This window comes from Verrucosispora sp. WMMD573 (genome assembly GCF_027497175.1).
Classification (GTDB): Bacteria; Actinomycetota; Actinomycetes; order Mycobacteriales; family Micromonosporaceae; genus Micromonospora.
The window spans coordinates 644,201-657,404 of sequence record NZ_CP114901.1 but is presented as its reverse complement, the minus strand read 5'-3'; the positions used below and the strand labels follow the sequence as shown (position 1 = coordinate 657,404).

The window sequence follows — 13,204 nt, the reverse complement described above, 5'->3', positions numbered from 1 at the left end:
CGGCGGCCGGAGAACCGGCAGACATAGGAGATAGACGTGATTCAGCAGGAGTCGCGACTGCGCGTCGCCGACAACACGGGTGCCCGGGAGATCCTGTGCATCCGGGTTCTCGGTGGCTCCGGTCGGCGCTACGCGAGCATCGGCGACGTCATCGTGGCCACCGTCAAGGACGCGATCCCGGGCGCCGGTGTGAAGAAGGGCGACGTGGTCAAGGCTGTCGTCGTCCGCACCGCCAAGGAGAAGCGGCGGCCGGACGGTTCGTACATCCGCTTCGACGAGAACGCCGCCGTCATCATCAAGGACGGCGGGGACCCGCGCGGTACCCGTATCTTCGGCCCGGTCGGCCGCGAGCTGCGGGACAAGCGGTTCATGAAGATCATTTCTCTCGCGCCGGAGGTGTTGTGACCGTGAAGGTCAAGAAGGGCGACACGGTCGTCGTCATCGCCGGCAAGGACAAGGGCGCCAAGGGCAAGGTCATCGCGGCCTACCCGCGGCAGGACAAGGTCCTGGTCGAGGGCGTGAACCGGATCAAGAAGCACACTCGCATCAGCACCACCCAGCGTGGCGCCAAGACCGGTGGCATCGTCACCCAGGAGGCCCCGATCCACGTCTCGAACGTGATGGTCGTGGACTCCGACGGCAAGCCGACCCGCGTCGGTTACCGGATCGACGACAACGGCCAGAAGGTCCGCATCGCGCGTAGCACCGGTAAGGACCTGTGATGACCACGGCTACCGAAACCAAGACGATGCCGCGCCTCAAGGAGCGGTACCGCAACGAGATCATCGCCCAGCTGCGCGAGCAGTACGAGTACGGCAACCCGATGCAGGTGCCGCGGCTGGTCAAGATCGTCGTGAACATGGGTGTGGGCGAGGCCGCCCGGGACGCCAAGCTCATCGACGGTGCGGTCCGCGACCTGGCCACCATCACCGGCCAGAAGCCGCAGGTCCGGCGGGCGACGAAGTCCATCGCGCAGTTCAAGCTGCGGGAAGGCATGCCGATCGGCGCGAAGGTGACCCTGCGCGGCGACCGGATGTGGGAGTTCCTGGACCGGCTGCTGTCCATCGCGCTGCCGCGTATCCGTGACTTCCGCGGCCTGGACGGGCGCAAGCTCGACGGGCACGGCAACTACACGTTCGGTCTGACCGAGCAGTCGGTGTTCCACGAGATCGACCAGGACAAGATCGATCGCCAGCGGGGCATGGACATCACGGTGGTCACGACCGCCACGACCGACGACGAGGGCCGGGCGCTGCTGAAGCTCCTGGGCTTCCCGTTCAAGGAGAACTGAGATGGCCAAGAAGGCGCTGATCCTCAAGGCGGCCGCGAAGCCGAAGTTCTCGGTTCGCGCGTACACCCGCTGCCAGCGGTGCGGGCGTCCCAAGGCGGTCTACCGCAAGTTCGGGCTCTGCCGGGTGTGCATCCGGGAGATGGCCCACCGCGGTGAGCTGCCCGGCGTGTCCAAGGCTTCCTGGTAATAGCCCAGCGCGCTGCGGCGCCTCAGCTGGACTGTCTCTTCGCCGTAGGCCTGCGAGATGTCGCGGGAACCCCGGCGAGAAAGGTTGACGAGTTTTCATGACGATGACCGACCCGATCGCAGACATGCTCACGCGTCTGCGTAACGCCAACCAGGCGTACCACGACCGGGTGACGATGCCGTACTCGAAGATCAAGGCGAACATCGCCGAGGTCCTCAAGTCCGAGGGTTACATCGCCACCTGGGCAGTCGAGGAGCCCGAGGAGGGTGCCGTCGGCAAGCGACTGGTCGTCGAGCTGAAGTACGGCCAGAACCGGGAGCGGAGCCTGGCCGGTATCAAGCGCGTCTCCAAGCCCGGTCTGCGGGTGTACGCCAAGTCGGACGGGCTCCCCCGGGTGCTCGGTGGGCTGGGCGTGGCGATCATTTCGACGTCCCAGGGGCTGCTCACCGACCGGCAGGCCCGCAAGCGGAGCGTTGGCGGGGAAGTCCTCGCCTTCGTCTGGTAACGGGAGACAGGTAGAAATGTCGCGTATTGGACGTAAGTCGATCCCGGTGCCATCCGGAGTCGACGTGACGATCGAGGGCCGGACCGTCAAGGTCAAGGGCCCCAAGGGCGAGCTGTCGCACACCCTGGCCGAGCCGATCACCATCGAGCGGGCCGAGGACGGGCAACTGAGCGTCAACCGCCCGAACGACGAGCGCAAGGCCAAGGAACTGCACGGCCTGAGCCGTACCCTGGTCGCCAACATGATCGTCGGGGTCACCGAGGGCTACCGTAAGAGCCTGGAGATCGCCGGCACCGGTTACCGGGTCACCGCCAAGGGCAAGGACCTGGAGTTCGCGCTCGGGTTTTCGCACCCGGTGGTGGTGCAGGCCCCGGACGGCATCAGCTTCACGGTGGAGCGGCCGACGCTGTTCCACGTGGCCGGCATCGACAAGCAACTCGTCGGTGAGGTCGCCGCCAACATCCGGAAGATCCGCCCGCCGGAGCCCTACAAGGGCAAGGGCGTGAAGTACCAGGGCGAAATCATCCGACGCAAGGCCGGAAAGGCAGGTAAGAAGTGAGCGCCACGCTGCTCAAGCGCCGCCGCGGCGTCGCCGCCAAGCGTGCCGTCGGGCGGGCACGGCGGCACTTCCGAGTGCGCAAGAACGTCAGCGGCACCGCTGTGCGTCCCCGCCTGGTGGTCACCCGTTCACTGCGGCACATCGTCGCCCAGATCGTGGACGACACCAAGGGTCACACCCTGGCGTCGGCCTCGACCCTGGACGCCTCGGTGCGCGGTACGGAGGGCGACAAGAGCGCCCTGGCTGGCAAGGTCGGCACCCTGCTGGCCGAGCGGGCCAAGGCCGCTGGCATCTCCAAGGTCGTCTTCGACCGCGGTGGCAACCGGTACGCGGGGCGTGTCGCCGCGCTCGCCGACGCCGCCCGCGAAGCCGGGCTCGAGTTCTGACAATCCCCGTCACGAGAGAGAAGGAAGGCTGCTGATGCCAGGTCAACAGCGCCGTGGCGGCGGGTCCGGTGGCAACGAGGGTGGTCGCCGCGACAACCGCCGTGAGGGCGGCCGCGGAAACGCGCCCGCCGAGAAGACCCCGCACCTCGAGCGGGTCGTCGCAATCAACCGCGTCGCCAAGGTCGTGAAGGGTGGTCGTCGCTTCAGCTTCACCGCCCTGGTGATCGTGGGCGACGGCGACGGCACCGTCGGCGTGGGCTACGGAAAGGCCAAGGAGGTGCCCGCGGCGATCGCCAAGGGCGTCGAGGAGGCCAAGAAGCACTTCTTCAAGGTGCCGCGGATCGCCTCCTCGATCCCGCACCCGGTCACGGGCGAGGACGCCGCCGGGGTGGTGCTGCTCAAGCCGGCCTCCGCCGGTACGGGTGTCATCGCCGGTGGCCCGGTCCGTGCCGTGCTGGAGTGCGCGGGCATCCACGACGTGCTCTCCAAGAGCCTCGGCTCGTCGAACCCGATCAACATCGTGCACGCCACCGTGGCCGCGCTGAAGGGGCTGGAGTCCCCGGAGGCCGTTGCCGCGCGGCGGGGCCTGCCGGTGGAGGACGTCGCGCCGGCGGCCATGCTGGCCTCGCGGGCGGAGGTGGCTTCCTGATGGCACGGCTCAAGGTCACCCAGGTCCGTTCCGACATCGGGACCAAGCGCAACCAGCGGGAGTCGCTGCGTTCGCTCGGTCTCAAGCGGATCAATGACGTGGTGGTCAAGGAGGACCGGCCCGAGATTCGCGGCATGATCTTCACGGTCAACCACCTCGTGAAGGTCGAGGAGGTCGAGTAATGACGATCAAGGTCCATCACCTGCGTCCCGCACCGGGTGCCAAGACCGCGAAGACCCGAGTGGGTCGCGGTGAGGGCTCCAAGGGCAAGACCGCCGGTCGCGGTACCAAGGGTTCGAAGGCCCGGAAGAACATCTCGGCGGCGTTCGAGGGTGGGCAGATGCCCATCCACATGCGCCTGCCGAAGCTGAAGGGCTTCAAGAACAAGTTCAAGGTGGTCTTCCAGGTCGTGAACCTGGACCGCCTGGCCGAGCTGTTCCCCAACGGCGGCCAGGTCGGCCCGACCGAACTGGTCGAGGCCGGCGCGGTCCGCAAGGGGCAGCCGGTGAAGGTCCTCGGCACCGGGGACCTCGGCGGGGTGACGCTTCAGGTGTCGGCGCACGCGTTCAGCGCGTCGGCCAAGGAGAAGATCACGGCCGCCGGCGGCTCGGTGACCGAGCTGTAGAGCAGTTTTACCCATGGCGCCCGCCAGTTGATCCCAGCTGGCGGGCGCCATGGTCTACAACGGGCCGGTGTGCCCGGTAACATCGGTTTCGGTTTATGTGGCCGGGCGCATCTGCCCGGACCGGGATCGGGCTGTTAGAGTCCCTTCCCAGCCATGGATATCGGGCACTTGCCCGACACCCACCCCGACCCGCCTGGGACGACCGGCGGCCCGCCTCGCGCAGGAGGAAGAAGTTGCTGTCCGCCTTTCTCAGTGCGTTCCGTACGCCTGACCTGCGCAAGAAGCTGCTGTTCACAGTCGGCATCATCGCGATCTACCGGCTCGGCGCCACGGTGCCCAGCCCGGGCGTCTCGTACGGCAACGTGCAGAAGTGCCTGGAATCCATCGAGGGATCCACCGGCGTACTGAACCTGCTCGACCTCTTCTCCGGCGGCGCGCTGCTGCAGCTGTCGATCTTCGCGCTGGGCATCATGCCCTACATCACCGCGTCGATCATCTTGCAGCTGCTGACGGTGGTCATCCCCCGGCTCGAGCAGCTCCGCAAGGAGGGCCAGGCCGGCCAGGCGAAGATCACCCAGTACACCCGCTACCTGACGCTGGGGCTGGGTGTCCTGCAGGCCTCGGCGTTCGTGGCGCTGGCCCGCTCCGGGCAGCTGTTCAACAACCAGTGCAACGAGGAGATCATCCCGACCGGCACCGGCATCCCGGACTGGCTGACCCTGTCCATCCTGGTGATGACGATGACCGCCGGTACCGGCATGGTCATGTGGCTCGGTGAGCTGATCACCGACCGCGGCGTCGGCAACGGCATGTCCGTCCTGATCTTCACCTCGATCGCGGCCCGGCTCCCCAGTGAGGGCTGGCGGATCAAGGAGAGCCAGGGCTGGTGGAAGTTCATGCTCGTCATCGCACTGGTGCTGGTGGTCATCACCGCGGTCACCTTCATCGAGCAGGCGCAGCGCCGCATCCCGGTGCAGTACGCCAAGCGCATGATCGGCCGGCGGATGTACGGCGGCACCTCGACCTACATCCCGCTGAAGGTCAACCAGGCGGGTGTGATCCCGGTCATCTTCGGCTCGTCGCTGCTCTACCTGCCGCAGCTGGCGCTGCAGTTCTTCGACCAGAACGACCCGGGCAAGACCCAGGCGTGGATCCAGAACAACCTGGTCGATCCGACCAGCCCGATCTACATCGTGGTCTACTTCCTGCTGATCATCTTCTTCACGTACTTCTACGTCTCGATCACGTTCAACCCGACCGAGGTCGCGGACAACATGAAGAAGTACGGCGGCTTCGTGCCGGGCATCCGCCCGGGTAAGCCGACCGCCGACTACCTGGACTTCATCCTCAGCCGCATCACCCTGCCGGGTGCGCTGTACCTCGCGATCATCTCGATCCTGCCGAACTTCTTCTTCATCTGGCTCGATCGGCAGCAGTACCTCAACTTCCCGTTCGGTGGTACCGCGGTGCTGATCATGGTCGGCGTTGCTCTGGAGACGAGCAAGCAGATCGAGAGCCAACTGATGCAGCGGAACTACGAAGGGTTCCTGCGGTAGATGAGACTGGTTCTGGTGGGCCCGCCGGGTGCGGGCAAGGGCACACAGGCGGAGTTCATCGCCGCGCACCTGTCCGTGCCGAAGATCTCGACCGGCGACATCTTCCGGGCCAACGTGTCCCAGGGCACCCCGCTCGGCGTTGAGGCCAAGCGATACATGGACGCCGGCAAGCTCGTCCCGGACGAGGTCACCATCAACATGGTGCGGGACCGGCTCGCCGAGCCGGACGCCGCAGAGGGCTTCCTGCTCGACGGTTTCCCGCGTACCACCCCGCAGGCCGCCGCGCTGGACAAGCTCCTCGCCGATCTCGGGACCGCGCTGGACATCGTGCTCGAACTGGTCGTCGACGACGACGAGGTGATCCGGCGGCTCTCCGGCCGGCGCACCTGCCGGGGCTGCGGCAAGATCTGGCATGTCGAGTTCGATCCGACCAGCCGGGAAGGCATCTGCGACAGGTGCGGTGCGGAGCTGTTCCAGCGGGACGACGACAAGCCGGAGACGATCGCCGCCCGGCTGCGGGAGTACGCCGAGAAGACCGCGCCGCTGGTGGACTACTACGGCGCGCAGGGCAAGCTGGTCGGCATCGACGCCACCGGCCCGGTGGAGGACGTCACCGTCCGCGCCATCGACGCCCTGCGGTCGTACGGGGGCTGAGGTCGGCCGGCTCGCAGCCGGATAGAGTGCTGACAGCGGGGTACGCCGGTCGTACCCCGCTGTTTGGGCAACGAAAGGTAGCGCCTCCATGCGTCGTCCCCAGCTGGACATCCAGCTGAAGACCCCTGAGCAGATCGAGAAGATGCGGGCCGCCGGTCTCGTGGTCGCGGAGGCGCTTCGCCGGATGCGGGAGGCGGTGGCTCCCGGGGTGAGCACCGCCGACCTGGATGCGATCGCCGAGACGACGATCCGTGCCGCGGGCGCGGTGCCGTCGTTCAAGGGCTATCACGGGTTCCCGGCGTCGATCTGCTCCTCGGTCAACGAGCAGATCGTGCACGCCATCCCGTCGCCGAAGCAGGTCCTCGCCGAGGGTGACCTGATCTCGATCGACTGCGGCGCGGTGCTCGACGGGTGGCACGGTGACGCGGCGATCACGGTCGGTGTGGGCGAGGTCGATCCGGCGCTGCTTCGGATGGCCGAGGTCGCCGAGGACGCGATGTGGGCCGGGATCGCCGCTGCCGCTCGCGGCGCCGCCAGCGGCAAGGGCCGGCTGACCGACATCTCGCACGCGGTGGAACGTACGGTACGCAAGGCGGGGCGCTACGGCATCGTCGATGGCTACGGCGGCCACGGCATCGGCACCGAGATGCACCAGGACCCGCACGTGCTCAACCACGGACGGCCGGGCAAGGGACCACGGCTGGTGCCGGGGCTGGCGCTGGCCATCGAGCCGATGATCACCATGGGCTCGCCGCGTACCGCGGAACTCGCCGACGGCTGGACCGTCGTCACCCGCGACGGCTCGCGGGCCGCGCATGTCGAGCACAGCATGGCCCTGCTGCCCGACGGGGTGTGGGTGCTGACCGCGTTCGACGGCGGCCGGGCCCGGCTGGGCGACCTGGTCACCGCTCGCCAGCCGAGCACCACGTCTGCCGGGTAACGGGCGGCGGGCCCGGTACGGCTGCCAGGGCGGCCCGGTAACGCCGCCAGGGGCGGCGCTGGCCTCGCGGTGGCATGCTTGCCGGCATGGACGAGCGGGACGCTATGCGGGCAGCGGACGTCGACCGGCAGGCCGTCGCCGAGCGCCTCCGGGTCGCTCTCGACGAGGGCCGGCTCGACCTGCACGAGTACGACGAGCGGTTGCAGCGGGCCTATGCCGCCCGTACGTACGCCGAACTCGATGCCCTCGTCAGCGACCTGCCGGCGCCCGGCGGCGCGGTGCTGCCGACGTCTGGGCAGCCGAGCGTCCCGGTGCCGGCCGAGGCCGGCCGCGGGCTCGCCGCGCGCTGGCTGGCCGAGGTCTGGGAACCGTGGCTGAAGGTGGTCGGGATCGTGGTGGCGATCTGGGCCCTCAGCTCGCTGGCGGCCGGTGAGGCGCTCTACTTCTGGCCGGGCTGGGTCGCGGGCCCGTGGGGTGCGGTGGTACTGGTGCGTACCGTCACCGGGCTGACCAGCGGTGAGCCGGCGCGCTGGGCGGCGGAGCGGGAGCGCCGCCGGCAGCGGAAAGCCGAGAAGCGGGCGCTCAGGCGTGAGCGTGAGGCCGTCGGCCAGCAGCAGCCCGGCATCGCTGGAGCCCCTGGATCCGGCGCGACGGCCGACGGCGTCACCGAAGCCGCACCGGCGGCGGAGAGCGGCCGCACCGAAGGCGGGCGGCCGGCCGGCGACGACGGCACCCGCGACGCGGCCGGGGCGCCGGTGAGTGAGCCGACGCGGCGACCCGACCGGGGCGATGTGGGCTGAACGTCCCGTTTCCTGAACCTGGCCGGCCTCAGGTGGCCTGTCGGTTTGGCGACGGCGTGCAGGCGGGCGTACACTTTCTGATCGGCGCGCAGCGTCCACTCTGCCATGCCCACCAGCGCTTCGGTGGGACGCGGAGCCGCGGCTGGCGCGGGAAGCCTGATCTTGGTCAAGCACCCGTGTAAGACGTTGTGGGCCGTCCGGAGCAACCGACGTCAGGACAGCGGAGGACATGCCGAAAAAAGACGGAGCCATCGAGATCGAAGGTCGGGTCATCGAGCCCCTGCCGAACGCTATGTTCCGGGTGGAGCTCGCCAACGGCCACAAGGTGCTGGCTCACATCAGCGGCAAGATGCGGCAGCACTACATCCGCATCCTGCCGGAGGATCGGGTCGTCGTCGAGCTTTCGCCGTACGACCTGACCCGCGGGCGCATCGTCTACCGCTACAAGTAAGCCTGACGGCGGCCGGGAAACGTCCCGTGTCCGTCTTCGACGTCCGGTGTCGCGCCTCGTGATGCCGGGCCAGATGGGAAGTAAGGCAACCGTGAAGGTCAAGCCGAGCGTCAAGAGGATCTGCAACAAGTGCCGGGTGATCCGCCGGCACGGCCGGGTCATGGTCATCTGCACCGACCCGCGCCACAAGCAGCGCCAGGGCTGAACCAGCCCACACATCACATGCTCGTTCCAGCCGCGAGCGGTGCGCATTGCGTACGCCAATCGTGGTTGACCCCCGGTCGAAGGCCGGGGCCCGCTCGGGCAGCGACCGATCCCGGTCGCCGGCGCCATCGGCGTCGGAAGGACAGGGACGGCCGGTAGCGGGGTGGGACGGGTCCACACCTTCGCCAGCACACCACGAGGAGTACGCCCGCACATGGCACGTCTAGTCGGCGTCGACCTTCCCCGCGAGAAGCGGATGGAGATCGCGCTCACCTACATCTTCGGCGTGGGCCGCACCCGCGCCCTGGAGACGCTCAGCGCCACCGGCATCTCGCCGGACACGCGCGTCCGGGACCTCACGGACGAGGAGCTGGTCCAGCTCCGCAACCACATCGAGGCCAACTACAAGGTTGAAGGCGACCTGCGCCGCGAGGTCGCCGCTGACATCCGCCGCAAGGTCGAGATCGGCTGCTACGCCGGCATCCGGCACCGCCGGGGCCTGCCCGTGCGTGGCCAGCGGACCAAGACCAACGCGCGGACCCGCAAGGGCCCGAAGCGGACTGTCGCCGGCAAGAAGAAGCCCGGCAAGAAGTAGTTTCTTTAACCGGAATTCTGGTCGTTCTCCGTCGAGGTAGGCCGGACTCCTATCGGAACCGGTGTCTAAGAAATCAACGGGGCGAGAAGCCAGAACCCATTCAGGAGCGCACAGACTTATGCCACCGAAGGCTCGTGCCGGAGCCGCAGTCAAGAAGGTCCGGCGCAAGGAACGTAAAAACGTCGCCCACGGGCAGGCGCACATCAAGAGCACCTTCAACAACACCATCGTCTCGATCACCGATCCGACTGGTGCCGTCATCTCCTGGGCCTCGTCCGGCCAGGTGGGCTTCAAGGGCTCCCGCAAGTCGACTCCGTTCGCCGCGCAGCTGGCCGCCGAGGCTGCCGCGCGTCGGGCCATGGAGCACGGCATGCGCAAGGTCGACGTGTTCGTCAAGGGCCCCGGCTCCGGCCGGGAGACCGCCATCCGTTCGCTACAGGCCGTGGGCCTTGAGGTCGGGCAGATCTCCGACGTCACCCCGCAGCCGCACAACGGGTGCCGTCCGCCGAAGCGTCGTCGGGTCTGAGAGGTAGAGAGAGATGGCTCGTTACACCGGTGCTGACTGCCGCCGTTGCCGGCGGGAGAAGATGAAGCTGTTCCTCAAGGGCAGCAAGTGCGATGGTCCGAAGTGCCCGTTCGAGTCCCGGCCGTTCCCGCCCGGGCAGCACGGCCGCGGCCGCACGAAGGAGACGGAGTACCTGCTCCAGCTCCGTGAGAAGCAGAAGGCCCGCCGGGTCTACGGCGTGCTGGAGAAGCAGTTCCGCGGCTACTACGAGGAAGCCGTGAGCAAGAAGGCCAAGACGGGCGAGGTGCTGCTGCAGATCCTCGAGTCGCGGCTGGACAACGTGGTCTACCGGTCCGGCTACGCCAAGTCCCGGGACATGGCCCGTCAGCTGGTCAAGCACGGTCACTTCACGGTGAACGGCAAGAAGGTCGACATCCCGTCGTACCGCGTCAAGGAGCACGACATCATCGAGGTCCGGGGCAAGAGCAAGGAGCTCACCCCGTTCATCGTGGCCCAGGCCGAGGCCGGCTCCAAGACCGTTCCGGCGTGGCTGGAGGCGATCCCCAGCCAGATGAAGATCCTGGTGCACTCGCTCCCGGCCCGACAGGTGATCGACACCCAGGTCCAGGAGCAGCTGATCGTCGAGCTCTACTCCAAGTAGGGCTCGTTGCGGTGGCCCGCCCGGCAGGGCGGGCCACCGGAACAGTTTGTGTCGTGGGCGTCATATGGCGGGCGCCCCGGAAGAGAAGAGAAGACATGCTCATCAGCCAGCGACCGACCCTCTCCGAGGAGTCGATCAACGAGACCCGGTCCCGGTTCACCATCGAGCCGCTGGAGCCGGGCTTCGGCTACACCCTGGGAAACTCGCTGCGGCGTACGCTGCTGTCGTCCATCCCGGGTGCGGCCGTCACCTCGATCAAGATCGACGGTGTGCTGCACGAGTTCACCACCATCCCCGGGGTCAAGGAGGACGTGGTCGAGCTCGTCATGAACATCAAGGAGCTCTGCGTCAGCTCCGAGCACGACGAGCCGGTCAGCATGTACCTGCGTAAGCAGGGCCCGGGCGACGTGACGGCCGGCGACATCCAGCCTCCGGCCGGTGTCTCGGTGCACAACCCGGACCTGAAGCTGGCCACCCTCAACGGCAAGGGTCGGCTCGACATGGAGCTGACCGTCGAGCGGGGTCGTGGCTACGTCACGGCGGCGCAGAACAAGCAGGCGGGCGCGGAGATCGGCCGGATTCCGGTCGACTCGATCTACTCTCCGGTGCTCAAGGTGACCTACCGCGTCGAGGCGACCCGCGTCGAGCAGCGGACGGACTTCGACCGGTTGATCATCGATGTCGAGACCAAGCCGTCCATGGGGCCCCGTACCGCACTGGCCTCGGCCGGATCGACGCTTGTGGAGCTGTTCGGGCTGGCTCGTGAGCTGGACGAGACCGCCGAGGGCATCGACATCGGCCCGTCCCCGCAGGACGCGCAGCTGGCGGCGGACCTGGCCCTGCCGATCGAGGAGCTGGACCTGACCGTCCGCTCCTACAACTGCCTCAAGCGCGAGGGCATCAACTCCGTTGGTGAGCTCATCGGGCGTACCGAGGCCGACCTCCTCGATATAAGGAACTTCGGTCAGAAGTCGATCGACGAGGTCAAGATGAAGCTCGCCGGGATGGGTCTCGGGCTGAAGGACTCGGCTCCGAACTTCGACCCGGCGCACGTCGTGGACGCCTTCGGCGAGGCCGACTACGACACCGACGACTACCGCGAGACCGAGCAGCTCTAGTCCGCGCTGCCGCCACACCTGAGGAGCACCAAGCATGCCCACGCCCACCAAGGGCCCCCGCCTCGGCGGCAGCCCCGCGCACGAGCGGCTGATGCTGGCCAACCTGGCCACCGCGCTGTTCCAGCACGGCAAGATCCAGACCACCGAGACCAAGGCCCGGCGGCTGCGTCCGCTCGCCGAGCAGCTGATCACCAAGGCCAAGCGGGGCGATCTCGCGTCGCGCCGCCGGGTGCTGACCGTGGTCAAGGACAAGGACGTGGTCTACGCCCTGTTCGACCAGATCGCGCCGCGGTACGCCAACCGCAGCGGTGGCTACACCCGGATCGTGAAGACCGGTCCGCGTAAGGGTGACGCCGCTCCGATGGCGATCATCGAGCTGGTCGAGGAGCTTCAGGTCGCCGAGCCGAAGGCGAACCGGAAGACCGCCGGGCGCAAGGCCGCCCAGCAGGACAAGGTCGAGGCGCTGGCACCGGCCGACGAGGCCCCCGCGTCGCGACCGGCCGACCAGGACGCCGAGCCGCCGCAGTCGGCCTCCGGTGACACCGCCGCTGCCCGCGAGGACAGCGACCTGGCCACCGAGGAAGGCAAGGCCTGACCAAGGCCGGTGAGACAGGCCCTGAGGCCGTTGTCGGGCCCGGCATCCCCACCACGGGGGTGCCGGGCCCGATCCGTCGAGGAGGTACCACGTGGACGAGCGCACCCGGCTGCGGCTGGACGTCGCGTACGACGGCACGGCCTTCTCCGGCTGGGCCGCCCAGCCGCAGCGGCGCACGGTCGCCGGCGTGCTGGTCGAGACGCTGGATCTGGTCCTCGGCACCGGTGCCGCGACCGGGCTGACCGTTGCCGGCCGCACCGACGCGGGGGTGCACGCCAGCGGGCAGGTCTGTCACCTGGACCTGCCCGTCGACGTCTGGCGGGCGCACGAGGGACGGCTGCTGCGCCGGCTGGCCCGGCTGCTCCCGACCGATGTGCGGGTGCGGGCGATGCGGGCGGTGCCGGCCACCTTCGACGCCCGCTTCTCGGCGACCTTCCGCCGCTACGAGTACCGGGTGACGGACGCGCCGTGGGGGTGCGATCCGCTACGCCGGCACGAGGTCCTGGCCTGGCCCCGGGCACTCGACCTGGACCGCCTCACCGCCGCGGCGGCCGGGCTGGTCGGAGAGCACGACTTCGCCGCGTACTGCCGGCGCAAGGAGAACGCCACCACGCTGCGGGAGGTGACCAGGCTGGACTGGCGGCGGGACGTCGACGGGATCCTGGTCGCCACCGTGCAGGCCGACGCGTTCTGTCAGGCGATGGTCCGTAGCCTGGTCGGTGCCATGCTGGTCGCCGGGGACGGCCGCCGACCGGTGGGCTGGCCGGCTGACCTGCTGACCCGTCGGGAGCGGGCCAGCGAGGTGACCGTGGCGCCGGCGCATGGGCTGACCCTGGTGGCGGTCGGCTACCCGGACGATCCCGCCGAGTACGCGGGCCGCGCCGACGCGACCCGCCGGCTCCGGGTACCCGCCGACAGTTGAG

The 13,204-nt window shown here is 68.5% G+C and carries 21 protein-coding genes and 1 pseudogene; all 22 read left to right on the top strand.

All coding sequences use genetic code 11. The features are described from left to right. The first annotated feature begins 36 nt into the window (after nucleotides 1-36). The 22 genes and pseudogenes from rplN to truA all read left to right on the top strand — a co-directional run bounded on the left by rplN (nucleotide 37) and on the right by truA (nucleotide 13,203). Nucleotides 37-405, top strand: coding sequence for a 50S ribosomal protein L14 (gene rplN, locus O7601_RS03040; protein ID WP_007073026.1), 369 nt, complete (start codon nucleotides 37-39; stop codon nucleotides 403-405). Next, nucleotides 402-722, top strand: coding sequence for a 50S ribosomal protein L24 (gene rplX / locus O7601_RS03035; RefSeq protein WP_281564767.1), 321 nt, complete (start codon nucleotides 402-404; stop codon nucleotides 720-722). Before rplN ends, rplX begins: the two co-directional genes overlap by 4 nt. After that, nucleotides 722-1,291, top strand: a complete 570-nt coding sequence (gene rplE, locus O7601_RS03030; protein ID WP_093403618.1) for a 50S ribosomal protein L5 — start codon at nucleotides 722-724, stop codon at nucleotides 1,289-1,291. Before rplX ends, rplE begins: the two co-directional genes overlap by 1 nt. Before the next feature lies 1 nt (nucleotide 1,292). Beyond that, complete coding sequence (locus O7601_RS03025) at nucleotides 1,293-1,478, top strand: type Z 30S ribosomal protein S14 (protein ID WP_007073023.1); 186 nt, start codon at nucleotides 1,293-1,295, stop codon at nucleotides 1,476-1,478. Nucleotides 1,479-1,575: 97 nt separating this feature from the next. Further along, on the top strand, nucleotides 1,576-1,983 hold the full coding sequence (rpsH, locus tag O7601_RS03020; protein ID WP_093403619.1) for a 30S ribosomal protein S8: 408 nt from the start codon (nucleotides 1,576-1,578) through the stop codon (nucleotides 1,981-1,983). Nucleotides 1,984-1,999: 16 nt separating this feature from the next. Beyond that, a complete protein-coding gene (rplF, locus tag O7601_RS03015; protein WP_281564766.1) occupies nucleotides 2,000-2,542 on the top strand; it encodes a 50S ribosomal protein L6 in 543 nt (180 codons plus the stop codon). Continuing rightward, nucleotides 2,539-2,928 carry a 50S ribosomal protein L18 gene (gene rplR / locus O7601_RS03010; protein ID WP_281564765.1) on the top strand — a complete coding sequence of 130 codons (390 nt, stop codon included), beginning with the start codon at nucleotides 2,539-2,541 and terminating at the stop codon, nucleotides 2,926-2,928. The genes rplF and rplR overlap by 4 nt, the downstream gene beginning before the upstream one ends. Nucleotides 2,929-2,962: 34 nt before the next feature. Then, complete coding sequence (gene rpsE, locus O7601_RS03005; RefSeq protein ID WP_281564764.1) at nucleotides 2,963-3,577, top strand: 30S ribosomal protein S5; 615 nt, start codon at nucleotides 2,963-2,965, stop codon at nucleotides 3,575-3,577. Then, on the top strand, nucleotides 3,577-3,759 hold the full coding sequence (rpmD, locus tag O7601_RS03000) for a 50S ribosomal protein L30 (RefSeq protein WP_281564763.1): 183 nt from the start codon (nucleotides 3,577-3,579) through the stop codon (nucleotides 3,757-3,759). The genes rpsE and rpmD overlap by 1 nt, the downstream gene beginning before the upstream one ends. Next, nucleotides 3,759-4,202 (top strand): 50S ribosomal protein L15, encoded by a 444-nt coding sequence (rplO, locus tag O7601_RS02995; protein WP_281564762.1) that lies wholly within the window; start codon nucleotides 3,759-3,761, stop codon nucleotides 4,200-4,202. The genes rpmD and rplO overlap by 1 nt, the downstream gene beginning before the upstream one ends. 233 nt (nucleotides 4,203-4,435) lie before the next feature. Further along, a complete protein-coding gene (gene secY, locus O7601_RS02990; RefSeq protein ID WP_281564761.1) occupies nucleotides 4,436-5,758 on the top strand; it encodes a preprotein translocase subunit SecY in 1,323 nt (440 codons plus the stop codon). Beyond that, complete coding sequence (locus tag O7601_RS02985) at nucleotides 5,759-6,412, top strand: adenylate kinase (protein WP_164447879.1); 654 nt, start codon at nucleotides 5,759-5,761, stop codon at nucleotides 6,410-6,412. Between the two features lie 88 nt (nucleotides 6,413-6,500). Continuing rightward, nucleotides 6,501-7,352, top strand: a complete 852-nt coding sequence (map, locus tag O7601_RS02980) for a type I methionyl aminopeptidase (protein WP_281564760.1) — start codon at nucleotides 6,501-6,503, stop codon at nucleotides 7,350-7,352. Between the two features lie 86 nt (nucleotides 7,353-7,438). Next, nucleotides 7,439-7,927 (top strand): annotated as a pseudogene (locus tag O7601_RS02975) (DUF1707 domain-containing protein); the annotation flags it as partial. Nucleotides 7,928-8,381: 454 nt separating this feature from the next. Then, a complete protein-coding gene (infA, locus tag O7601_RS02970) occupies nucleotides 8,382-8,603 on the top strand; it encodes a translation initiation factor IF-1 (RefSeq protein ID WP_007073013.1) in 222 nt (73 codons plus the stop codon). A gap of 91 nt (nucleotides 8,604-8,694) precedes the next feature. Further along, a complete protein-coding gene (gene rpmJ, locus O7601_RS02965) occupies nucleotides 8,695-8,808 on the top strand; it encodes a 50S ribosomal protein L36 (protein ID WP_012184307.1) in 114 nt (37 codons plus the stop codon). 213 nt (nucleotides 8,809-9,021) lie between these two features. Further along, nucleotides 9,022-9,402 (top strand): 30S ribosomal protein S13, encoded by a 381-nt coding sequence (rpsM, locus tag O7601_RS02960; RefSeq protein ID WP_203997213.1) that lies wholly within the window; start codon nucleotides 9,022-9,024, stop codon nucleotides 9,400-9,402. A gap of 118 nt (nucleotides 9,403-9,520) precedes the next feature. Continuing rightward, nucleotides 9,521-9,928, top strand: coding sequence for a 30S ribosomal protein S11 (rpsK, locus tag O7601_RS02955; protein WP_013288613.1), 408 nt, complete (start codon nucleotides 9,521-9,523; stop codon nucleotides 9,926-9,928). Between the two features lie 13 nt (nucleotides 9,929-9,941). Continuing rightward, nucleotides 9,942-10,568: a 30S ribosomal protein S4 gene (gene rpsD, locus O7601_RS02950; RefSeq protein WP_281564758.1), complete on the top strand. Its 627-nt coding sequence runs from the start codon at nucleotides 9,942-9,944 to the stop codon at nucleotides 10,566-10,568. Between the two features lie 95 nt (nucleotides 10,569-10,663). Next, a complete protein-coding gene (locus tag O7601_RS02945; RefSeq protein WP_013735931.1) occupies nucleotides 10,664-11,686 on the top strand; it encodes a DNA-directed RNA polymerase subunit alpha in 1,023 nt (340 codons plus the stop codon). Nucleotides 11,687-11,720: 34 nt separating this feature from the next. Further along, entirely contained in the window at nucleotides 11,721-12,281 is a 561-nt protein-coding gene (gene rplQ, locus O7601_RS02940; RefSeq protein WP_281564757.1) for a 50S ribosomal protein L17, read from the top strand. 91 nt (nucleotides 12,282-12,372) lie between these two features. Continuing rightward, a complete protein-coding gene (gene truA, locus O7601_RS02935) occupies nucleotides 12,373-13,203 on the top strand; it encodes a tRNA pseudouridine(38-40) synthase TruA (protein WP_281564756.1) in 831 nt (276 codons plus the stop codon). Nucleotide 13,204 lies beyond the last annotated feature (1 nt).